Below are 21,348 nucleotides of genomic sequence, written 5' to 3' on the forward strand. Positions count from 1 at the left end.
GTTACGATTGAGTTTAGGCTTGATCGCAGAATCCGCTGCCAGAACAAAAATCCCCCTGTGGGAGCGGGCTTGCTCGCGAAGGCGGTGTGTCAGGCGACATCTGCCTTGAATGACCCACCGCTTTCGCGAGCAAGCCCGCTCCCACTGGGTTCAGCGTTGCTACGGACATCTCCATCTGTATAAGGAACACCGCCGTCATGAACGACGCCACCTACACCCGCCTGCGCCCCCTCGCCGACACTTCGCCCTCGGCGATCGTCGCCGGTTTCATCGCGATGATGACCGGCTACACCAGTTCGCTGGTGCTGATGTTCCAGGCCGGGCAAGCGGCGGGTTTGAGCAGCGCGCAGATTTCCTCGTGGATCTGGGCGATCTCGATCGGCATGGCGGTGTGCTCGATTGGCCTGTCGTTGCGCTATCGCACACCGATCACCATTGCCTGGTCGACACCGGGTGCAGCCTTGTTGATCACCAGCCTGGGCGGCGTCACCTATGGCGAGGCCATCGGCGCCTACATCACCTGCGCGGTGCTGGTGACGATTTGCGGCCTGACCGGCAGCTTCGAACGCCTGGTGAAAAAGATCCCGGCGTCGCTGGCAGCGGCGCTGCTGGCGGGGATTCTGTTCAAGATCGGCAGCGAAATCTTCGTCGCCGCGCAGCACCGCACCGGGTTGGTGTTGGGGATGTTCTTCACCTATTTGGTGGTCAAACGCCTGTCGCCGCGTTACGCGGTACTGGCGGCGCTGCTGATCGGCACCGCGCTGTCAGGTTTCATGGGGCTGCTGGATTTCAGCGGTTTCCATCTGGAAGTGGCGACGCCGGTGTGGACCACTCCGCACTTCTCGCTGGCCGCGACCATCAGCATCGGCATTCCGCTGTTCGTGGTGGCGATGACCTCGCAGAACATGCCCGGCATCGCCGTGCTGCGGGCCGACGGCTACAACGTGCCGGCCTCACCGCTGATCACCACCACCGGCATCGCCTCGCTGCTGCTGGCGCCGTTCGGTTCCCACGGCATCAACCTCGCGGCAATCAGCGCGGCGATCTGCACCGGGCCGCACGCCCATGAAGATCGCAACAAGCGCTACACCGCTGCGGTGTGGTGCGGGATTTTCTACGGAATCGCCGGGGTGTTCGGCGCTACATTGGCGGCGCTGTTTGCCGCGCTGCCGAAGGAACTGGTGCTGTCGATTGCCGCGCTGGCGCTGTTCGGCTCGATCATCAATGGCCTGAGCATCGCCATGACCGAGGTCAAGGAACGCGAGGCGGCGCTGATCACCTTCATGGTCACGGCGTCGGGGCTGACGCTGTTTTCCATTGGTTCGGCGTTCTGGGGGATTGTCGCGGGGGTACTGACCTTGCTGATCCTCAACTGGCGCAAAACCCAGGCATAAAAAAACGGCGACCTCAGGTCGCCGTTTTTTTCAGTATCACTTAGCCGCGTTGATCGGCTTTTCCGGATACCAGACGTCCAGCAGCGGGCTGACGGTCATGCCGGTCAGTTCGCTACGGTTTTTCAGCCAGGCTTCAACGGCAGCGCGCTGCTCTTCGTTGACCGAGCCACGCTTCTGCAGGCAAACCAGACCGAAGTCATCGCCGCCAACATAACCCAGACCGTTGGCTTCCATGGCTTCTTTGATGAATGCTTCGAGGAAAGCGTCAATGGCTTCTTCGGACAAGTCTTCTTTGAAGTCCAGGTTCAGTTCGAAACCCAGCTCTTGGAATTCATCAACGCACAGTTTTTTGCGCAGACGCTGGGAACGGTTAGTCGCCATTGGAACAATCCTCTTAAGTAATAACGGCCGGCACTTTACCAGCTTAAGCGGTCAATTGCCCGACTCTCTGGGCGCGGTGGCCGACCGCCTGTAAAAAAAATAACGAAATGGCCGCCTCGGGCAAGGCACAAGCTGTTACACCTTGGGGCATAATGCCGACACTTTCATGACCACTGAGGGCTTTTTCATTCATGCCTTCGTTATTTTCCCCCTCTTCTGCAGGGTTCTATTTCATATGATCAAATCGTTGCGTCCTCTCTTTCTCGCCGGCCTTCTTCTGCCCCTGGCCCTGCCGGTTGCCGCTGCCACCATCAACACCGCCCTCACCCCCAACGTCGAAAAAGCCCTCAAGGCCAGCAAACTGCAGCCAACCGCGCTGTCGCTTGTGATGATTCCGCTCGACGGCCCGGGCAATCCGACCGTGTACAACGCCGACGTCTCGGTCAACCCGGCCTCGACCATGAAACTGGTGACCACCTACGCCTCGCTGGAAATGCTCGGCCCCAACCATCAGTGGAAAACCGAGTTCTACACCGACGGCGACCTGAGCGGCGGCATCCTCAATGGCAACCTGTACCTCAAGGGTGGCGGCGATCCGAAGCTGAACATGGAAAAACTCTGGCTGCTGATGCGCGACCTGCGTGCCAACGGCGTGACCCAGGTCACCGGTGATCTGATCCTCGACCGCAGCTTCTTCATCCAGCCACAACTGCCCGAATTCAACGACGACGGCAACGACGAGAACAAACCGTTCCTGGTCAAACCGGACTCGCTGCTGGTCAACCTCAAGGCCCTGCGCTTCGTTGCACGTAATGACAGTGGCCGGGTGCTGATCTCGGTGGAGCCGCCGATTGCCAGCGTGCGCATCGAAAACACGGTCAAGGCGCTCAACTCCAAGCAGTGCACCGGTGGCGTGCGCTACAACCCGGTGACCCAGGCGGACGGCAGCGTCACTGTTACCGTCGCCGGTCAGTTGGGCGAGGGCTGCAGCTCGCAGACCTATCTGTCGCTGCTCGACCACGCGACCTACACCGCCGGTGCCGTGCGCGCGATCTGGAAAGAACTGGGCGGCAGCATCCAGGGCAAGGATCGCCTCGCCGCGACCCCGAGCAGCGCCAAGCTGCTGGCCCGCGCCTACTCGCCGGATCTGGCGGAAATCATTCGCGACATCAACAAATACAGTAACAACACCATGGCTCAGCAGCTGTTCCTGAGCCTCGGTCAGAAGTACCGCAACGAAGCCGACGGTGATGACGCCAAGGCTGCGCAACGCGTGGTTCGCCAGTGGCTGGCGAAGAAAGGCATCACCGCGCCGCACCTGGTGATGGAGAACGGCTCCGGGCTGTCGCGCGCCGAACGCGTCAGCGCCCGCGAGATGGCCAACATGCTGCAAGCCGCCTGGCATAGCCCGTACGCCGCCGAGTACATCAGCTCGCTGCCGATTGCCGGCATGGACGGCACCATGCGCAAACGCCTGAAGACCACCGCGATGCGCGGCGAAGCCCACGTCAAGACCGGTACCCTGAACACCGTACGGGCAATCGCCGGCTTCAGCCGCGACGTCAACGGCAACACCTGGGCGGTGGTGGCGATCCTCAACGACAAGGCCCCGTTCGGCGCGTCGTCGGTACTGGATCAGGTGCTGCTGGATCTGTACAAGCAGCCGCGCCTGCCGCAGACGGCTTCGGCGCTGTAAGCACCAAGTAAAAGCCGGACCTTTGTGGCGAGGGAGCTTGCTCCCACTTGAGTGCGCAGCGCTCACAAGATTTTTGGGGCAGCTTCGCTGCCCAGCGGGAGCAAGCTCCCTCGCCACAAAACAGGGTTCCACAGGGGATTGGCGTAACGGCTCAGCTCATCTGCTCCACCCGGTCGCGCCCGCCCTGCTTCGCCGCATACACCCCCGAATCCGCCCGCAGCAGCAGCGCATCCGCGCCCTCCCCCGGGCGCCAGCTGGCGATGCCGAAACTGGCCGTCACCACCCCGACCACATCCACCGGCGCACTGCGCAGGCCTTGCCATAGCTCCATGGCGAGGATGTACGCGTGCTCGCCGTCGATGTCCGGGCACAACACCATGAACTCTTCACCGCCCAGGCGGCAGAACACATCGGTTCGGCGCAAGCGATGAGCGATGCGTTCGCACACCGCCTGCAGCACCCGGTCGCCCACGGCATGGCCGTACTGGTCGTTGATGCGCTTGAAGTGGTCGATGTCGAGCATGATCACCGACAGCTCGCCGCCGCCACGTTCGACCCGGGCCATCTCGGTGGTCAGGCGTTCCTGGAAGTAGCGGCGGTTGTGAATGCCGGTCAGTGAGTCGGTGACCGACAGCGCCCGCAGCTCCTCTTCGACCCGCTTCAGATCGGAAATGTCGGAGATGTAGCCGTGCCACAGCACGCCGCCGCCCGGCAGTTCTTCCGGCGTCGCCTCGCCGCGCACCCAGCGCAGGCCGCGCTCGGGCAACTGCACGCGGTACTCCTCGCGCCACGGGCTGAGATTGTCCGCCGAGGCGCGGATCGAGGTGCGCACGCGGGTGATGTCTTGCGGATGGATACGGGTGAAAATCGCCTCGGCATTGAGCAGCAGCACGTCCGGCTCCAGCTCGTAGATCTCGCGGATGCCGTCGCTGGCGTAGATCACGCTGAAGCGCCCGTCGAATTCCATCTTGAATTGATAGATGCCGCCGGGCACGTGGGCGCTGAGTTTTTTCAGCAGTACATCGCGCGCCGCCAGTGCTTCGTGCACACGCTTGCGCTCGGTGATGTCGATGCAGATCGCCAGATGACCGACCCACAGTCCTTGCTCATCGAGCACCGGGGTGGCAAGCATGTTCACCGGCAGATGACTGCCGTCGCTGCGTACCAGCGTCCACTCGCGCGCCTCATGACCGCCGACCTCGCCGCCCTCGACCAGCATCGCGTGGCAAGTCGGAATGCTCTTGCCGTAACGCGCACTCAACTCCGCCGAACGCGCGGCCAGCTCTCGCGGCAGATGCAGGTTTTCCAGCGTCATATGGCCGACCACGTCAGCGCTGCTGTAGCCGAGCATCTGTTCGGCGCCAGGGTTGAAGGTGTTGATCACCCCGCGCAGGTCGGTGGCAATGATCGCCACCTGCGTCGCGGCATTCAGCACGCCGCGCAACTGGCCGTGGGTGCCGCGTAATTCCTGCTCCCGGGCGTGCAGTTCCTGTGTGCGCAGTTCGACCATGCGTAAGGCGCGTTGACGCTGGCTCACCAACACATAGAGCAATGCGCTGAGCAACACACTCAGCAGCGCGCCCAGCACCACCAGACTGCTGATTGACGAATGGTTGGCCTGCAGAAAGGCTTCGCTGGGCTGTATGTCCACCTGATAGTCATGGTCGGCCATGCGCAACAACTGCGTGGCCGACAGATCACTGGCCCCGGCTTTGTTAGCCGACTCGTAAAGCACTTCATGCTGGTCGTCGGTGGACAGGTCGAGAATGCGTACGCTGAGGAAATCCTGGTTGTCTTCGGGCAACCCGTCGGCCAGCAACTGCTGCATGCTGATCACCGCCATTACATAGCCTTCCGGCGGACTTTTCGGTGCCCCTTCGCGAGTGACCGGCGCCACCAGCAATACGCCCCGGGCATACGCCGGATCAACGCCCACCAGATGTAACGGCTGGGACACCACCATGTGCCCGGTACGGTCGGCGCGCTCCAGTGTCGCCCGGCGCAGGGGTTGCGCCAGCAGGTCGTAACCCAGTGGCGTAGGCAAGTGGCTCTGACTCTGGGTGTAGATCACCGGCACATATTCGGGGCGACCACCGGCTGCCTGGAGCTGGTCGTCAGCGGTCAGTTCACGAAAGGTAAAGGTGCTGAAACCTTCGTTGCGCACCGCTTGCTCAACCGCCGGGCGCTGGGCACGGCTGACCCGCGGCGCATAGGAATAGGCCTGGGTGCGTAATAAAAGAGGTTTGGCATAGCCATCGAATTCGCTGCGTGAGACCGAATCGGAGTTGGCGAAGAAGCGGCGCAGGCCGTCGAGGCGCTGCTCCTGATCCTGGAAACGTTCTTCGATGCGGCTGTAACGCTCATTGGCCAGCAGCTGAAAGCGTTGATGCAGTTGATGATGAAACTGAGTGAGGGTGGCCCAGGCGAGCAGCCCCGTGAGAATCCCGCCGGCGAGCAATACCAGCAGCGCGACCAGCCAGGCCGAGACTTCTTCGCTGATAAAACCCAGTATCTTTGGGCGCACGGGGTGCAACGACATAGGGGCAACTCACGACGCCACTGTTTCAGGGAAAAACCCCATTGGCCATGAGTTGAGTTATAGCTATTAGCCATTAATTTGGCTAGCTCTGATCGGATCCAAGAGCCTTTTAAAATCAAGGCTCTGTGGATCCAACCAGGTCAAGCGTCAACGAGCCGTGATTTTCCAGGCGCGGTGAATCTTGGTGTTGCGGGCAAAATCCGGATCGATGGTCTGCGCGCTGATTTCCTCGACCGCGTAACGCTCGGCCAGGTTCTCCTCCAACTGGAACTTGCGGAAGTTGTTCGAGAAGTACAGCACGCCACCCGGGGCCAGGCGCGCCATGGCCAGATCGATCAACTGCACCTGATCACGCTGCACGTCGAAGATGCCTTCCATGCGCTTGGAGTTGGAGAAGGTCGGCGGGTCGATGAAGATCAGGTCGTACTCTTCACGGCAGCTTTCCAGCCACGCCATCACGTCGCCCTGCTCCAGACGGTTCTTGTCGGAGAAACCGTTCAGCGACAGGTTGCGTCGCGCCCAGTCCAGATAAGTCTTCGACAGGTCGACGCTGGTGGTGCTGCGCGCACCGCCCTTGGCCGCGTGCACACTGGCGGTCGCGGTGTAGCAGAACAGATTGAGGAAGCGCTTGCCGGCAGCCTCTTTCTGAATGCGCATGCGCATCGGCCGGTGGTCGAGGAACAGACCGGTGTCGAGGTAGTCGGTGAGGTTCACCAGCAGCTTGACGCCGCCTTCGCTGACCTCATTGAACTTGCCCTGAGCCGCCTGACGCTCGTACTGCTTGGTACCGCTCTGACGCTCGCGGCGCTTGACCACCACGCGGCTCTTGTCGACGTTCAGCGCCTGCGGGATCGCCGCCAACGCGTCGAACATGCGCGCCGAGGCCTTTTCCGGATCGATCGACTTCGGCGCCGCGTATTCCTGCACGTGCACCCAGTCGTGATACAGGTCGATGGCCATGGCGTATTCCGGCATGTCGGCATCATAGACGCGGTAGCAGTCGATGCCTTCGCGCTTGACCCACTTGCTCAGCGCCTTGAGGTTCTTTTGCAGGCGGTTGGCAAACATCTGCCCGCCTTCGCTCAGGCGCGGCTGCTCGATCACTGGCGCCGGGGCGGGCGTCGGTTTGATCGGGTTGCCGTTCTTGTTGAACTTGCGCTCTTGCGGCTCGTTCGGGGTCTGATCGTAAGCCGCTTGCTCACGCTCGGCCTGACGCTGTTCCGGGGTACGCCGCTCGCCCGTGACGAACTGATCCGGCAGCACTTTGATCAGCAGCAGCTTGCACGGCAGCGCGCCGTTCCAGAACGAATACTGCTTGTGGCTGCGAATGCCCATGCGCTTGCCCAGATCCGGCGCGCCAGTGAACACCGCCGCTTCCCAGTTCAGGCAGGCCTGACGCAGACGCTCGCCAAGGTTCTGGTAGAGGTAAAGCAGGCTGGCTTCGTCGCCCAGACGCTCGCCGTACGGCGGGTTGCAGATCACCAGACCTTTCTGGTTCTGATCCGGACGCGGCTCGAAGGTCGCGACTTCGCCCTGATAGATCTTGATCCACTCGCTCAGACCGGCGCGCTCGACGTTGTTGCGGCCCGGTTGAATCAGGCGCGGGTCGGCTTCGTAACCACGAATCCACAGCGGTGGCTTGGCCAGACCGGCAGCGGCGCGCTCAACCGCTTCTTCATGGAGTTTTTTCCACAGCGCCGGGACGTGGCCCAGCCATGCGGTGAAGCCCCACTGCTCACGGCGCAGGTTCGGCGCCATGTCGGCGGCGATCATCCCGGCTTCGACGAGGAACGTACCGACACCGCACATCGGGTCAGCCAGCGCGCCACCTTCGGCCGCAATGCGCGGCCAGCCGGAACGGATCAGGATCGCTGCCGCGAGGTTTTCCTTCAGCGGCGCCGCGCCCTGCTGCAGGCGGTAACCGCGCTGGTGCAGGCTGTGGCCGGAAAGGTCGAGGGACAGGATCGCTTCGCCGCGATCCAGGCGCAGGTGAATGCGCAGATCCGGGTTGAGCTTGTCGATGCTTGGGCGGTCGCCCTGCGGGGTACGCAGTTTGTCGACGATGGCGTCTTTGACTTTCAGTGCGCCGAAGTGGGTGTTGTCGATACCCGAACCGTGGCCGCTGAATTCAACGGCCAGGGTGCCGTCGGAGAGCATGTGATCCTGCCACTCGACGTCGAGCACGCCGTGGTACAGGTCTTCAGCGTCTTTCATCGGGAAGCGCTTGAGCACCAGCAGCACCCGGTTGGCCAGACGCGACCACAGGCACAGGCGATAAGCGGTTTCCATGGTGGCCACGCCACGCACGGCGGAGGTGTGCTCGCGAGCTTCTTCAAGGCCAAGCCCGACGGCTTCCTCGATAAGCAGGCCTTCAAGGCCTTTGGGGCAAGTGAGGAAGAGTTCGAAACGATCGGACATGGTATTTCCAGAGCCTTTGGCTAGTGAATCGACAACGCATTGCCGATCCGGTTTTCAATCAGGCGCTTTTCTAAAAGAGCGCCCGCGTGGCACGAAGGTGTGCCGTTCCATCCCCGCTGCTCGGGTTAAAAGAGCTTAGATGCCGGGACAGATAAAAAAGTTGATGAAACAAAAAGTCTTAAAGCGACCCTTCGTCGCTTAGTAACCGAGCGTAAACGTGGGTCATTCTCACTAAAGGATTAACCCCATCATCCAGCGCGGGGCCGATCATACCGGGGTTTGGTGAAAATTCGTTCATGAAACCACTCTTTACTTATGGCTGTAGCACTATTTTCGTTACGTCCTTATGACAAAACGATCATTCCCTCAATGTGACTCATTGGTTAGAACTGGACACAGGTTGACGTCGCAACGGCGTCAACACCTTGGCTCGCCACGCCGGCAGCGAGCCGCCCAACGGCAGAGTTTTTTCTGCCAGACCTCGGTTGAGGTCAACGCGACAAAAACAGTCAACAAGTGAGGGAAACACCCTATGAGAAGACTTAAGCGTGATCCGTTGGAAAGAGCATTTTTGCGCGGATATCAATATGGCGTTGGTGGCAAATCCCGCGAGCTTTGCCCATTTACTCTACCGTCGGTACGCCAAGCCTGGATCAACGGCTGGCGAGAAGGACGCGGCGACAACTGGGACGGTATGACCGGCACTGCGGGGATCCACAGACTCAACGAACTTCACGCCGTCGGCTAACACAGGGCACTTATTGCAATACGACAATCTGAATTTATAGCGACTTACCATGCACGTCCTTCCCGGACGGCGGGCTGCGGCCCAGGGGCTCCTTCGAGGAGCCCTTTTTTATGCCTGAAAATGCAATCCCCTGTGGCGAGGGAGCTTGCTCCCGCTCGGCTGCGCAGCAGTCGCAAATCCTTAATCCTCGCTATACCTGACAAACTTGGGGCTGCTTCGCAACCCAGCGGGAGCAAGCTCCCTCACCACAGAGCCCTCAGAAAACCTCAGCGCAGCGCGGCGATGGCGTCGACCGATTCGCGAATCAGCGCCGGACCTTTGTAGATGAACCCGGAGTAAATCTGCACCAGGCTCGCACCGGCGGTGATCTTCTCAGCCGCGTGCTTGCCCTCGGTGATGCCCCCAGCCGCGATGATCGGCAACCGACCACCCAGCTCTGCCGCCAGTACCTTAACGGTATGCGTGCTCTTGTCGCGCACCGGAGCGCCGGACAGACCGCCCGCCTCGTCACCATGCTCCATGCCTTCGACGCCAACGCGGCTCAGGGTGGTGTTGGTGGCGATCACCGCATCCATCCCGGTTTCGATCAGTGCCTGGGCAACCTGCGCGGTTTCTTCGTCGGTCATGTCCGGGGCAATCTTGATCGCCAGCGGTACGTGCTTGCCGTGGCGCAGGGCCAGTTCGGCGCGGCGCGTGGCCAGATCCGCCAGCAACTGCTTGAGCGAATCACCGAACTGCAGGCTGCGCAGGCCCGGGGTGTTCGGCGAGCTGACGTTGACCGTGACATAGCTGGCGTGGGCATACACCTTGTCCAGGCAGATCAGGTAGTCATCCACTGCACGCTCGACCGGGGTGTCGAAGTTCTTGCCGATGTTGATCCCCAGCACGCCCGTGTATTTGGCCGCGGCGACCCGCGCCAGCAGGTTATCCACACCCTGGTTGTTGAAGCCCATGCGGTTGATGATCGCCTCGGCTTCCGGCAGGCGGAAGATCCGTGGTTTCGGGTTGCCCGGCTGCGGACGCGGGGTCACGGTGCCGATTTCGACGAAACCGAAACCCAACTGCGAGAAGCCGTCGATGGCCGCGCCGTTCTTGTCCAGACCGGCCGCCAGACCCACCGGGTTCGGGAAGTCCAGGCCCATGACCGTCACCGGCACATTCGCCGGCTTCTTGCACAGCAAGCCGTTGAGGCCCAAACGCCCACCCGCGCCGATCAGATCAAGCGACAGATCGTGGGAGGTTTCCGGAGAAAGTTTGAACAACAGCTGACGGGCCAGGGTGTACATGGGCGGCGATGACTCGGGCGGCGAAAAGAGGTGGCGATTATAGCCGGGCTTATGGCTTCAACACCAAATCGCAGACAAAGAAAAGCCCGGCCTAGGCCGGGCTTTTCTCAAAGCGGCGAGCTAATTACTTAGCTTGAGCTTCAACCTGCGCTTCTACGCGACGGTTTACAGCGCGGCCAGCTTCAGTGCTGTTGTCAGCAACTGGGCGGGTTTTGCCGTAGCCAACCGACTGAACGCGGGACGATTCAACACCGTACTGCTGAGTCAGAACTTTCTTAACAGCGTCTGCACGACGCTGAGACAGTTTCTGGTTGTAAGCGTCAGGACCGACGGAGTCAGTGTGACCTTCAACAGTGGTGTGGGTCGCTGGGTACTGCTTCATGAAGTCAGCCAGGTTCTTGATGTCAGCGTAGCTGTTAGGCTTGACGACCGACTTGTCGAAGTCGAACTTGACGTCCAGCTCAACACGAACAACTTCAGCAACTGGAGCTTCAACTGGAGCTTCTGCAACTGGCTCTGGAGCTGGAACTGGAGCCGGAGCTGGCTTGCCGCCACCACCGAAGTTCACACCCAGACCAACCGATGGAGCGTAGTCCCAACGGCCGTTGTCCAGTTTGTAGTCAGCTTCTACGCCAGCACGGGCGAAGAAGTTTTCAGCGAAGTAGTACTTAACGCCAGCGCCAGCAGTCAGGAAAGTCGACTGGTCACGACCAGTGTGACCGTCGTCTGCAACGTTGGTCAGGGTGCCGTGCTTAACGCCACCTTCAACGTATGGACGCAGAGCGTCGCCAGCGTTGTTGAAGTGGTACTGAGCGGTCAGACCGAAGTTGTCGCCGCGCAGTTTCTGGCTACCGGTACCGTCGTTCGAACGGGTGTGGTTGTTACGATCCCAGCCGAAGTTGATCGAGACGTCGTCGGTCAGGAAGTAACCGATTTTGGCGCCTGGGTTGAAGCCGTCTTCGACATGGTCAACGCTGTCGTTGTACTGCTTCTTGTAGTTGATCTCGCCTTCAACTGCGCCTTGGCCTTGTGCCAATGCGCCGAACGAAGTAGCGGCAATAAGAGAACCAATGGCCAAGCCCAAGGTGTTTTTCAGTTTCATCCGTTAAATCCCCATCTGGTGATTGTGAAGCAGTCCCGCAAACCGGGGGACAACTCGGCGGCAAGTCTATCAGAACTTGCCTACACGTAAGAGATATTTGCGCTGAACTAAGTTTCAGCAATGCCTGCAAATTTCTCACGTAATTTGTCTAGAGCACGTTTGTACCGCATTTTTGTCGCACTCAAACCCATGTGCATGATGTCTGCGATTTCCTGAAATTCAAGCTCTGCGACAAATCGCAGCACCAGAATTTCACGGTCAATCGGGTTCACATACACCAGCCAGCGATCGAGTCCGCCCTTCTCCTCGGGTTTCGGCGCCTTTTCTTCCGACGCTTCTTCCAGGGGGTCCAGACTCAAGGCGTCCATCAAGCGACGCTTTCGCCGTTCTTTCCGATACTGCGTGATGCATTCGTTGTAAGTGATGCTGTACAGCCAGGTTTTGAACTTCGATTTCCCCTCGAAATTCTTCAGGCCGTACAGCACCTTCAGCATCACTTCCTGACAGACATCGTCTGCGTCGCGATCGTTCCCAAGATATCTCGCACAAACGTTAAATAATGTTCGCTGGTAACGCCGCATCAGCTCTTCATAGGCGCGCGTTACGTGAAACAGCTCGGTATGCGAGCGCGCGACCAACTCCTCATCAGAGAGCTCACGGGGGTCATAGCGCGTGGATAGCGTTTGGGCTTTATTCAAAACAAGTCGTGCCGACAGTCAGGTCAATGTCCGCCGCTACCCTCTCAGGGCATTTTGCGGCGGCATACATTAGCAGGGTTTGCCGGGTTAGCGGCTACTCACATGCTGTTCCAGCAGGATCCGATTGGAGAGTGAGACTAGCTCACCGTCATCGGTCAGCAATGTGGTTTTAACCGTGCCGATCTCTTCGATCTGGCCTTCGACCTCGCCAACACGCACTTGTTGCCCAACCTGATACAACTCACGCACATAGATTCCCGCAAGAATCTGACCGGCAATTTCCCGGCTTCCCAATCCCATCGCCAGCGCAACCGCCAGACCAACGGTAATCAATACAATGACAATCACATGGTTCAGCAGGTCGGTCTTGACTTCAAGCTGACTGATCGCGACCGAGATGCTGATGATGATCACCAGCCCCTGGGCAATTCGGCCCAAACCTGAAGCGTAGTCCAGCCCTACGCCTTCTGCCGCGCCGCGCACCAGCCCGTTGGCCAGTTGCGCAAGCAATACGCCCACCAGCAACACCAGCGCGGCGCCGAAAACTTTCGGCAAATACAACGCCAGCATGTCCAGCGTAGCTGAAACTCGCTCAAGTCCAAGGGACTCTGCCGCGGAAACCAGAAAAATCAGCAAAACGAACCAGTAGACGATCTTGCCGATCAAGGTCGAGATCGGCACCTGAAGCCCGGCGCGCGACATCAACTTGGTCAGTCCGGTACCGCCCATCAGGCGATCAAGGCCCAGTTTGGCGAGCAATTTGGAGAGCAAGGTATCGAGCAGCTTGGCCACCACGAAACCCAACAGCAGCACCACCAGTGCGCCGAACAGGTTCGGAATGAAATTAGCGACTTTGGTCCACAACGCAGTCATTGCAGTGACGAGGCTCTGAGTCCAGAGATCAAGTTCCATATTCAATCAGCCTTATCAGCAGTGCGAGCGGTAGTTTTACGAAGACGGGAAACCGGCGAAACGTGGGCCGATCCATTATTCAGGGCGATCATCAGCGCGGGCAGCCAGCGGCCCAGCAGGCTGAACAGATCACCGGCGCCAACCTGGCGGTTGGCGGTTTTGAGCACGCGACCCAGGCATGCATCGTCGTCACGGCTGGACGGCGAGGCGTTGAGCATGTCGCGCAAAGACTGTTCAAACGGATCGTGCATACGCACCTCTCGTGATGTCTGTGAAAGACGCGGGCAAATTTGGTCGGGTCACATATTGCATATTCATACCCAGCGCAAACGGCGGAATAACCACCATTGACCAAAGGCCATCGCCAACACCGTCAGACAGGCGATCAGGAAGCCGTAAGGGCTGCTCGAGAACGGAATTCCGCCCACGTTTATGCCCAACAGACCGGTGAGAAAACTCATCGGCAAAAAAATGCAGGTGATGATGCCGAAGCGATACATCGTGCGATTCATGCGCACGTTCAAACGCCGGTCTTCAGCCTCCAGCACAAGCCCCATGCGCTCTCGGGTCAATTCGAGCTCTTCGAGATAGCGGGTCAGGCTGTTGTTCAATTCGTTCCAGTAGTCGGCGTCATCGTCGACAAACCACGGCAGTTTTATCCGCGTCAGCTGTCCGAAAATATCCCGCTGCGGCGCGAGGAAACGCTTCAGTCCGGCAGCCCGGCGGCGGATGTGCAAAATCGAGCCATGCTCGGGGGTATACCGTTCGTCGGCATCCAGCCGGTCTTCCTCTTCATCGACCAGTTCCGACAGGCACGTGACCAGATCCTGCACCTTGTGGGTAAGGAATTGCGCCAGATACAGGATCAGTTCGGAGGACGTTTTCGGGCCTTTGCCCTCGCTCAACAGCGCCAACAACTCATCGGTGGCGCGCAGCGGGCGCAGACGCAGGGAAATGACCCGTTGCGCCGAGGCGAAAATCCGCACCGAAACCATGTCCTCCGGCTCGGCACCTGGATTGAGGTTGACCCCGCGCAGAAACAGCAGCAGTTCGGCATCGGGCAATGGCAACAGGCGCGGCCGAGTGTTCTCTTCCAGCAGCAGGTCGCAGGCGAATTCATTCAGGCCGCTGGATTTGCGCAGCCAGGTCTGGGTTTGCGGATGACTGCGATCCCAATGCAGCCACAGACTCTCATGGGCCTGTAGCTGCAGATCGTCGAGCTCGGTCCTGGCTATCGAACGCGCACCGCCCTTACCGTCCAGCACCAGGGCATGCACCAGCCCCCACTGCGCGTTTTCTTCCTCGAACATCCGCATCCCTTTGTTCTGCCGCTGTTTATTCAGGCATCTTCAGCGGGCTCGGCGAGATGATCACGCCGTTGTTGTCCGCATAAATGTACTGGCCCGGGTGGAACGTCACGCCGGCGAAAGTCACCGGTACGTTAAGGTCGCCGAGACCGCGTTTTTCGGTTTTCATCGGATGGCTGGCCAGGGCCTGGACTCCGAGATCGGTCTGGGCGATGACGTCAACGTCACGAATGCAGCCGTAGATCACCAGCCCTTCCCAACCGTTTTTCGCGGCTTTCTCGGCGATCATGTCGCCCAACAGCGCGCGACGCAGCGAACCGCCGCCATCGACCACCAGCACTTTGCCGTCACCCTTGAGTTCGGCTTGCTCTTTGACCAGCGAGTTATCTTCGAAACATTTGATGGTCACGATTTCGCCGCCGAAAGAATCACGGCCGCCGAAATTGCTGAACATCGGTTCCAGCACCTGCACCAGCTCCGGATAGGCGTCGCACAGGTCAGGCGTGAGGTAATGGTTCATCGAGAAACTCCTGTTAAAGGAAGACGATCTAGGATGCCGCATTCTTTTGAGACGAGCTCCGGCAGTCGCTGTTTACCCTGATTCATGCAATGTTCGCTGAATGAACCTGAACATACGCTGAAACGTAATAGCTAAACAGCCACCAATTATGACCAGAACCGCACAATGCGTCATATCTTAGCCGCAAGCCGACCTGAGCGAAATGCCCTTTTCAGAGCCTTGGCCTCAACCCGCGGCCGCCAGATCCGGCTTGTCGCCGAGCAATGGCGTCTGCTGGTCCTGCAGCCAGCGCGCCACCAGCGGCCAGACTTCGGCCTGTGCAGCCTTGCTCACCAGCATCTCGACGTGACCGAAATTGTCACTGAAGCCCTGCTCACGCCCCAGATTGACGAATTGCTTGCGTTCGGAACCGATCTGCTCGAACAGCTTGCGACAGGCCCACGCCGGATCCTGATGATCGCCCGCTGCCGTCACGGCCAGCACCGGCACCTGAACCTCGGCCAAGCCGGCCCACCAATCCTTGTCCTTGTCACCAAAACGTCCAAACAAGCCGTACCAGCGCATGCTTTCCAGCGCCAGGCCGATCGGCTCGTCCTCCGGGCCGCGCTTGAGGCGTGAGCCGGACAATTGCGCGAAACGCTTGAGAATGAAGCGCCCGCTCCACTCCACCGGTGGAATCTTCAGCGGCCAGTACGTGCGACTGACCTGCGTGCCGAAAAACGCCGCGGAAGCCACGGCTGGCTCGCCAAGGTATTCGCCACCCAGCGCCGCCGCCAGGGTAATGCCGCCCAGCGAATGGCCGATCCAGTGTGGCACCTGCCCGCTCTGCTCGCGCACGAACGCGGCAATCGCCGGCAGATCGTACCGGGCGTAGTCAGCCACGCGGTTGCGGCGGTAGTCCTGGTTGCGCTGCGACAGTCCATGGCCGCGCATCTCCGGAATCCATACATCAAAACCCAGACGCGTCAGGTACGCGCCCAGCCCAAGGCCCTTGGGGGAAAACCAGAAGCGCCGGTTGGAAAAGCTGCCGTGCAGCAAAATCACCGGCACGCCGCGCGGTGTCGTGTCATCGGCCATGCCCAAGCGGGTCACGGCGATTTCCACGGACCAGTCGGGACTGTTGCCGGGTTTCAATCGATACACATCTTCGCTCAGATCACCGCGACGTTCGGCGCTGATCAGGGCGACAGGAAACAGGTTGCTGCTGCTTTGCATAATGCTCTTGCACAAAAAAGGGCGGCATCTACAGGAGCCCGCCCTACTTCAATCTCAAAGCCCCCGACCTTTGTGGGAGCGGGCTTGCTCGCGAAAGCGGTGTATCAGCCAACATTTGTGGCGGATATTATTCCGTCTTCGCGAGCAAGCCCGCTCCCACAAGGGGAACGGGCCGTTCACATATGGATCAGGCCTGGGCCTGACCTTCCGCGAGGAAGAACCAGGTTTCCAGTACGGAATCCGGGTTCAGCGACACGCTTTCGATGCCCTGCTCCATCAGCCATTTGGCCAGATCCGGGTGGTCCGAAGGGCCCTGACCGCAGATACCGATGTATTTGCCGGCCTTGTTGCACGCGGCAATCGCGTTGGCCAACAGCTTCTTGACCGCCGGATTACGCTCGTCGAACAGGTGCGCGATGATCCCGGAGTCACGGTCCAGGCCCAGGGTCAGCTGAGTCAGGTCGTTGGAACCGATCGAGAAACCGTCGAAGAATTCGAGGAATTCTTCAGCGAGAATCGCGTTGGATGGCAGTTCGCACATCATGATCACGCGCAGGCCGTTGTCGCCACGGGCCAGGCCGTTCTCGGCGAGCAGATCGACCACCTGGCTGGCTTCGCCGAGGGTACGGACGAACGGCACCATGATTTCGACGTTGGTCAGGCCCATCTCGTTGCGTACGCGTTTCAGTGCGCGACACTCGAGTTCGAAGCAATCGCGGAACGCTTCGCTGATGTAACGCGAAGCGCCACGGAAACCCAGCATCGGGTTTTCTTCTTCCGGCTCGTAGAGCTTGCCGCCGATCAGGTTGGCGTACTCGTTGGACTTGAAGTCCGACAGCCGCACGATGACCTTCTTCGGCCAGAACGCAGCAGCGAGGGTGCTGATGCCTTCAACCAGTTTTTCGACGTAGAAGCCGACCGGATCGTCGTAACCGGCGATGCGCTTGTCGACGCTGTCCTTGATTTCCTGCGGCAGGCCGTCGTAGTTCAGCAGTGCTTTCGGGTGCACGCCGATCATGCGGTTGATGATGAATTCCAGACGGGCCAGGCCGACACCGGCGTTCGGCAACTGCGCGAAGTCGAAGGCGCGGTCCGGGTTGCCGACGTTCATCATGATCTTGAACGGCAGCTCCGGCATGGCGTCCACGGAGTTCTTCTTGACGTCGAAGCCCAGCTCGCCTTCGAAGATGTAACCGGTGTCACCTTCGGCGCAGGACACGGTCACGCCCTGGCCATCCTTCAGCAGTTGGGTGGCGTTGCCGCAACCCACAACCGCCGGAATCCCCAGTTCACGGGCGATGATCGCCGCGTGACAGGTACGCCCGCCACGGTTGGTGACGATGGCGCTGGCGCGCTTCATCACCGGTTCCCAGTCCGGGTCGGTCATGTCGGAGACCAATACATCGCCGGCCTGGACTTTGTCCATTTCCGAGACGTCCTTGATGATCCGCACCTTACCGGCGCCGATGCGCTGGCCGATGGCACGACCTTCCACCAGCACGGTGCCGGTTTCTTTCAGCAGGTAACGTTCCATGACGTTGGCCTGAGTGCGGCTCTTCACGGTTTCCGGACGGGCCTGCACGATGTACAGCTTGCCGTCGTCACCGTCCTTGGCCCACTCGATGTCCATCGGGCAGCCGTAGTGCTTCTCGATGATCATCGCCTGCTTGGCCAGCTCGCTGACTTCGACGTCGGTCAGGCAGAAACGCGCACGCTCGGCCTTGTCGACCTCGACGGTCTTCACCGAACGACCGGCCTTGGCCTCGTCGCCGTAGATCATCTTGATCGCCTTGCTGCCGAGGTTGCGACGCAGGATCGCCGGACGACCGGCTTCCAGCGTGCCCTTGTGCACATAGAATTCGTCGGGGTTCACCGCGCCTTGAACAACGGTTTCGCCCAGGCCGTAGGCGCCGGTGATGAACACCACGTCACGGAAACCGGATTCGGTATCGAGGGTGAACATCACGCCGGCAGTGCCGGTTTCCGAACGCACCATGCGCTGCACGCCGGCCGACAGGGCGACCAGTTTGTGGTCGAAGCCCTGGTGCACGCGGTAGGAAATCGCCCGGTCGTTGAACAGCGAAGCGAACACCTCTTTGGCGGCGCGGATAACGTTTTCCACGCCACGGATGTTCAGGAAGGTTTCCTGCTGACCGGCGAACGAGGCGTCCGGCAAGTCTTCGGCGGTGGCGGAAGAACGCACGGCCACGGCCACATCAGGGTTACCAACCGACAACGCGGCGAACGCGGTGCGGATCTCGGCATTGAGTTTTTCAGGGAATTCGGCGTCCATGATCCATTGACGGATCTGCGCACCGGTCTTGGCCAGTGCATTGACGTCATCGACGTCCAGGGCGTCGAGAGCCTTGTGGATCTGATCGTTGAGGCCGCTCAGTTCGAGAAAGTCGCGATAGGCCTGCGCGGTGGTGGCAAAGCCGCCGGGGACCGACACACCGGCACCCGCCAGGTTGCTGATCATCTCGCCCAGGGATGCGTTCTTGCCCCCCACATGCTCAACATCGTGTTTGCCGAGCTTATCGAGGGAAACTACGTACTCTACCAAGGTGATCTCTCCACTAACTGTGTTGGAAAAGCTCAGAAACCGGCAGCTCGGGGGAGCGTTGGCCGGCTGTATGGCCTGGACCTGGAAAATAAGTGAGAATGCGGGCCATTGGCGGCCGGCAATCGCGCCTATCATATCCAAGATTGATGACTAGCTTAAGGCCCAAGGTGCAAATGAAACGATCTGCTTTCTTTATCTCCGATGGCACCGGCATCACTGCCGAAACCCTGGGTCAAAGCCTTCTGGCGCAGTTCGAAAACATTACCTTCAGCAAAGTCACGCGGCCGTATATCGACAACGCGGACAAAGCGCGGGCCATGGTACAACAAATCAACAAAGCCGCTGAAACCGACGGCATGCGCCCGATCATCTTCGACACCATCGTCAATCAGGACATCCGTGAGATTCTCGCGACCTCCAATGGTTTCATGATCGACATTTTCTCGACCTTCCTCGCCCCGCTGGAGCAGGAACTGACTGAGCACTCTTCCTATACCGTCGGCAAGTCGCATTCGATCGGGCACAACTCCAATTACATGGAGCGGATCGAGGCGGTGAACTTCGCTCTCGACAATGACGACGGCGCGCGCACCCACTATTACGACAAGGCCGATCTGATACTAGTGGGCGTGTCGCGTTGTGGTAAGACGCCGACGTGCCTGTACATGGCGATGCAATTCGGCATTCGCGCGGCCAACTACCCGCTGACCGAAGACGACATGGAGCGCCTGACCCTGCCGACCGCCCTGCGCGCGCATCAGCACAAGCTGTTCGGCCTGACCATCGACCCGGATCGCCTCACCGCGATCCGCAACGAGCGCAAGCCCAACAGCCGTTATTCGAGCTACGCCCAGTGCGAATTCGAAGTGCGTGAAGTGGAAAACCTGTTCCGCCGCGAGAACATCCCGCACATCAACTCCACGCATTTTTCGGTGGAAGAGATTTCGGCGAAGATTCTGGTGGAGAAAGGCGTGGAGCGGCGGTTCAAATAACACCACTCCCCTCCTGTAGGAGCTGCCGCAGGCTGCGATCTTTTGCTCTTGCTGTTAACGATCAAAATCAAAAGATCGCAGCCTGCGGCAGCTCCTACAGGGGATGATGTTGTATCAGGGCGTTTGCCAGAGCCTCGAACCCGGACAGCAACAACCGGTCATCCCCCACCGCATTGCACACACTGGCTCGAATGAACTGCGGCACCGCCGCATGCCCGACCGCGAATGCTTCGGCGGTGGCCACCAAGTAGTTGTTTTCCTTCAGCTCCGCCGCAATCTGCGATGCGCGCCACAGCTCCGGCACCTCGATCCAGAAGTGCGGGCTATGCGCATCCGCCTTGTAATTGAGCCCCGCCAACACCGGCGCGACCAGCGCCTTGCGCCGGCCGATTTCGCTGATCTGCTCATCCAGCAAACGCTCGGCCATGCCGTTGTCGATCCAGCGGCTCGCCAACTCCATCGCCAGCGGATTGGCCATCCAGCAGGTGCCACGAATGGCCGCACTCAGGCGTCCGATCAGCGCTTGCGGTGCATGCAGATAACCGACCCGCAGACCGGCTGAAACGGCCTTGCTCAGACTGCCGATCAACACCGCACGCTCGGCGGCGAAATGGCTCAGCGGCAACGGTCGCTGGCGGGCCAGCACCGCATGTGCGTCGTCTTCGAAAATCAGCAGATTGTGTTGGCGACAGATGTCGGCAATCGCCTCGCGCCGTGGCACCGACATGACTGCCGCCGTCGGGTTCTGAATCGTCGGCGTGCAGTACAGCGCCGAGACACGGTGCTGCCGGCAGACGTCGTCCAGCGCTGCCGGCAGCAGCCCTTCGTCATCCATTGCAACACCGATGAGTTTGATCCCCAACTGGCGCGCGACGCTGATCAGCCCCGGGTAAGTCAGATGCTCGGTAACCAACGTGTCGCCGGCCTTGAGCAGGCCCATCAAGGCGCACAGCAAGCCATGCTGGCCGCCATTGACGCACAACACCTGATCGGCGTGCGGCTGAAACGCGCCATGACTCAACCAGCGCGCCCCCGCCTGCCGATGCTGCAGCAAACCGCTTTCGACGGTGTAACCGGTCAACTGCTGCAAGCCGCGCGGATCACTGGCGAGGCTGTGCAGGGTCTGGCTCATGAACGCCGCTTCCTGCCCGGGGATCGGCTGATTGCGGCTCATGTCGAAACAGGCACGCGGCTCATCGCTGACATTGCGAAAGCCCTTGTCCTGCGGCCGCTCCATCCCGCGCTCACGCACATAAGTGCCATCGCCGACCCGGGCCACCACCAGACCGACCCGCTCCAGTTCGCCATAGGCGCGACTGATGGTGCCGATGGTCACGCCCAGGCTATCGGCCAACAGCCGGTGCGGCGGCAATTTCGCTCCCGCCGCAATCACGCCTTCGGCGATGGCCTGCTGCACCGCATCCGCCAGGCGCTTGTACTTCACCCCCACCCCGTTGGCGAGGCCGTCGCGGAGGATTGACACCATGGCAATACTTACTTTGACAGTCATTGTCGCCCCGAATAGCGTGCTGAAAACAGGTTCAATCAGGGATAGCCCTTTTCAACAACCGGGTCAA

17 protein-coding genes are annotated in these 21,348 nt (G+C 60.2%); 4 read left to right on the forward strand and 13 right to left on the reverse strand.

Going from position 1 to position 21,348, the window contains the following annotated elements; all coding sequences use genetic code 11:
• Nucleotides 1-197: 197 nt before the first annotated feature.
• Complete coding sequence (locus tag NTD85_RS20960) at nt 198-1,394, forward strand: benzoate/H(+) symporter BenE family transporter (RefSeq protein WP_262143111.1); 1,197 nt, start codon at nt 198-200, stop codon at nt 1,392-1,394.
• A 36-nt stretch (nt 1,395-1,430) separates the two neighbouring features.
• Here the strand turns inward: NTD85_RS20960 and NTD85_RS20965 are convergent, their stop codons facing one another.
• On the reverse strand, nt 1,431-1,775 hold the full coding sequence (locus tag NTD85_RS20965; protein WP_003223308.1) for a YggL family protein: 345 nt from the start codon (nt 1,773-1,775) through the stop codon (nt 1,431-1,433).
• A 235-nt stretch (nt 1,776-2,010) separates the two neighbouring features.
• Here NTD85_RS20965 and dacB point away from each other — a divergent pair, with 235 nt between their 5' ends.
• The gene (dacB, locus tag NTD85_RS20970; RefSeq protein WP_103484611.1) at nt 2,011-3,471 is read left to right on the forward strand and encodes a D-alanyl-D-alanine carboxypeptidase/D-alanyl-D-alanine-endopeptidase; all 1,461 of its coding nucleotides are present in this window, start codon (nt 2,011-2,013) and stop codon (nt 3,469-3,471) included.
• A 151-nt stretch (nt 3,472-3,622) separates the two neighbouring features.
• Here the strand turns inward: dacB and NTD85_RS20975 are convergent, their stop codons facing one another.
• Nucleotides 3,623-6,010 (reverse strand): diguanylate cyclase, encoded by a 2,388-nt coding sequence (locus NTD85_RS20975; RefSeq protein WP_262143112.1) that lies wholly within the window; start codon nt 6,008-6,010, stop codon nt 3,623-3,625.
• Between the two features lie 147 nt (nt 6,011-6,157).
• Complete coding sequence (rlmKL, locus tag NTD85_RS20980; protein ID WP_003223303.1) at nt 6,158-8,428, reverse strand: bifunctional 23S rRNA (guanine(2069)-N(7))-methyltransferase RlmK/23S rRNA (guanine(2445)-N(2))-methyltransferase RlmL; 2,271 nt, start codon at nt 8,426-8,428, stop codon at nt 6,158-6,160.
• Nucleotides 8,429-8,960: 532 nt separating this feature from the next.
• Between rlmKL and rmf the strand changes: the two genes are divergently transcribed.
• Nucleotides 8,961-9,176, forward strand: coding sequence for a ribosome modulation factor (gene rmf / locus NTD85_RS20985; RefSeq protein ID WP_003223300.1), 216 nt, complete (start codon nt 8,961-8,963; stop codon nt 9,174-9,176).
• A gap of 266 nt (nt 9,177-9,442) precedes the next feature.
• Here the strand turns inward: rmf and NTD85_RS20990 are convergent, their stop codons facing one another.
• The 9 genes from NTD85_RS20990 to ppsA form a co-directional block, all read right to left on the reverse strand.
• A complete protein-coding gene (locus tag NTD85_RS20990) occupies nt 9,443-10,462 on the reverse strand; it encodes a quinone-dependent dihydroorotate dehydrogenase (RefSeq protein WP_262143113.1) in 1,020 nt (339 codons plus the stop codon).
• 124 nt (nt 10,463-10,586) lie between these two features.
• Nucleotides 10,587-11,564, reverse strand: a complete 978-nt coding sequence (locus tag NTD85_RS20995) for an OmpA family protein (protein ID WP_003223296.1) — start codon at nt 11,562-11,564, stop codon at nt 10,587-10,589.
• Nucleotides 11,565-11,671: 107 nt separating this feature from the next.
• Nucleotides 11,672-12,262, reverse strand: a complete 591-nt coding sequence (gene sigX / locus NTD85_RS21000; RefSeq protein ID WP_011333251.1) for an RNA polymerase sigma factor SigX — start codon at nt 12,260-12,262, stop codon at nt 11,672-11,674.
• An 87-nt stretch (nt 12,263-12,349) separates the two neighbouring features.
• A complete protein-coding gene (locus NTD85_RS21005) occupies nt 12,350-13,174 on the reverse strand; it encodes a mechanosensitive ion channel family protein (protein ID WP_003223294.1) in 825 nt (274 codons plus the stop codon).
• A gap of 2 nt (nt 13,175-13,176) precedes the next feature.
• Nucleotides 13,177-13,425 (reverse strand): hypothetical protein, encoded by a 249-nt coding sequence (locus NTD85_RS21010; RefSeq protein WP_003223293.1) that lies wholly within the window; start codon nt 13,423-13,425, stop codon nt 13,177-13,179.
• 63 nt (nt 13,426-13,488) lie between these two features.
• Entirely contained in the window at nt 13,489-14,484 is a 996-nt protein-coding gene (locus tag NTD85_RS21015; protein ID WP_262143114.1) for a zinc transporter ZntB, read from the reverse strand.
• A 25-nt stretch (nt 14,485-14,509) separates the two neighbouring features.
• A complete protein-coding gene (rraA, locus tag NTD85_RS21020; protein ID WP_226500316.1) occupies nt 14,510-15,001 on the reverse strand; it encodes a ribonuclease E activity regulator RraA in 492 nt (163 codons plus the stop codon).
• Between the two features lie 225 nt (nt 15,002-15,226).
• Nucleotides 15,227-16,216, reverse strand: a complete 990-nt coding sequence (locus NTD85_RS21025; RefSeq protein ID WP_003223286.1) for an alpha/beta fold hydrolase — start codon at nt 16,214-16,216, stop codon at nt 15,227-15,229.
• Nucleotides 16,217-16,403: 187 nt separating this feature from the next.
• A complete protein-coding gene (gene ppsA, locus NTD85_RS21030; RefSeq protein ID WP_262143115.1) occupies nt 16,404-18,779 on the reverse strand; it encodes a phosphoenolpyruvate synthase in 2,376 nt (791 codons plus the stop codon).
• Between the two features lie 173 nt (nt 18,780-18,952).
• Between ppsA and NTD85_RS21035 the strand changes: the two genes are divergently transcribed.
• On the forward strand, nt 18,953-19,771 hold the full coding sequence (locus NTD85_RS21035; protein WP_003223283.1) for a pyruvate, water dikinase regulatory protein: 819 nt from the start codon (nt 18,953-18,955) through the stop codon (nt 19,769-19,771).
• Between the two features lie 94 nt (nt 19,772-19,865).
• Here NTD85_RS21035 and NTD85_RS21040 read toward each other — a convergent pair whose 3' ends face one another.
• Nucleotides 19,866-21,281: a PLP-dependent aminotransferase family protein gene (locus tag NTD85_RS21040; RefSeq protein WP_262143116.1), complete on the reverse strand. Its 1,416-nt coding sequence runs from the start codon at nt 21,279-21,281 to the stop codon at nt 19,866-19,868.
• Nucleotides 21,282-21,348 lie beyond the last annotated feature (67 nt).

This window comes from Pseudomonas sp. 13B_3.2_Bac1 (assembly GCF_025466205.1).
Lineage (GTDB): Bacteria > Pseudomonadota > Gammaproteobacteria > Pseudomonadales > Pseudomonadaceae > Aquipseudomonas > Aquipseudomonas fluorescens_H.

Excerpts from the sequence above, each read along its gene's own strand:
- NTD85_RS21005 (WP_003223294.1), bottom strand. The coding sequence starts at position 13,174 with ATGGAACTTGATCTCTGGACTCAGAGCCTCGTCACTGCAATGACTGCG.
- rraA (WP_226500316.1), bottom strand. The coding sequence starts at position 15,001 with ATGAACCATTACCTCACGCCTGACCTGTGCGACGCCTATCCGGAGCTG.
- rmf (WP_003223300.1), top strand. The coding sequence starts at position 8,961 with ATGAGAAGACTTAAGCGTGATCCGTTGGAAAGAGCATTTTTGCGCGGA.
- rlmKL (WP_003223303.1), bottom strand. The coding sequence starts at position 8,428 with ATGTCCGATCGTTTCGAACTCTTCCTCACTTGCCCCAAAGGCCTTGAA.
- NTD85_RS21010 (WP_003223293.1), bottom strand. The coding sequence starts at position 13,425 with ATGCACGATCCGTTTGAACAGTCTTTGCGCGACATGCTCAACGCCTCG.
- NTD85_RS21040 (WP_262143116.1), bottom strand. The coding sequence starts at position 21,281 with ATGACTGTCAAAGTAAGTATTGCCATGGTGTCAATCCTCCGCGACGGC.
- NTD85_RS20965 (WP_003223308.1), bottom strand. The coding sequence starts at position 1,775 with ATGGCGACTAACCGTTCCCAGCGTCTGCGCAAAAAACTGTGCGTTGAT.
- NTD85_RS20995 (WP_003223296.1), bottom strand. The coding sequence starts at position 11,564 with ATGAAACTGAAAAACACCTTGGGCTTGGCCATTGGTTCTCTTATTGCC.
- NTD85_RS21025 (WP_003223286.1), bottom strand. The coding sequence starts at position 16,216 with ATGCAAAGCAGCAGCAACCTGTTTCCTGTCGCCCTGATCAGCGCCGAA.
- NTD85_RS20960 (WP_262143111.1), top strand. The coding sequence starts at position 198 with ATGAACGACGCCACCTACACCCGCCTGCGCCCCCTCGCCGACACTTCG.
- NTD85_RS21015 (WP_262143114.1), bottom strand. The coding sequence starts at position 14,484 with ATGTTCGAGGAAGAAAACGCGCAGTGGGGGCTGGTGCATGCCCTGGTG.
- dacB (WP_103484611.1), top strand. The coding sequence starts at position 2,011 with ATGATCAAATCGTTGCGTCCTCTCTTTCTCGCCGGCCTTCTTCTGCCC.
- NTD85_RS20990 (WP_262143113.1), bottom strand. The coding sequence starts at position 10,462 with ATGTACACCCTGGCCCGTCAGCTGTTGTTCAAACTTTCTCCGGAAACC.
- NTD85_RS21035 (WP_003223283.1), top strand. The coding sequence starts at position 18,953 with ATGAAACGATCTGCTTTCTTTATCTCCGATGGCACCGGCATCACTGCC.
- NTD85_RS20975 (WP_262143112.1), bottom strand. The coding sequence starts at position 6,010 with ATGTCGTTGCACCCCGTGCGCCCAAAGATACTGGGTTTTATCAGCGAA.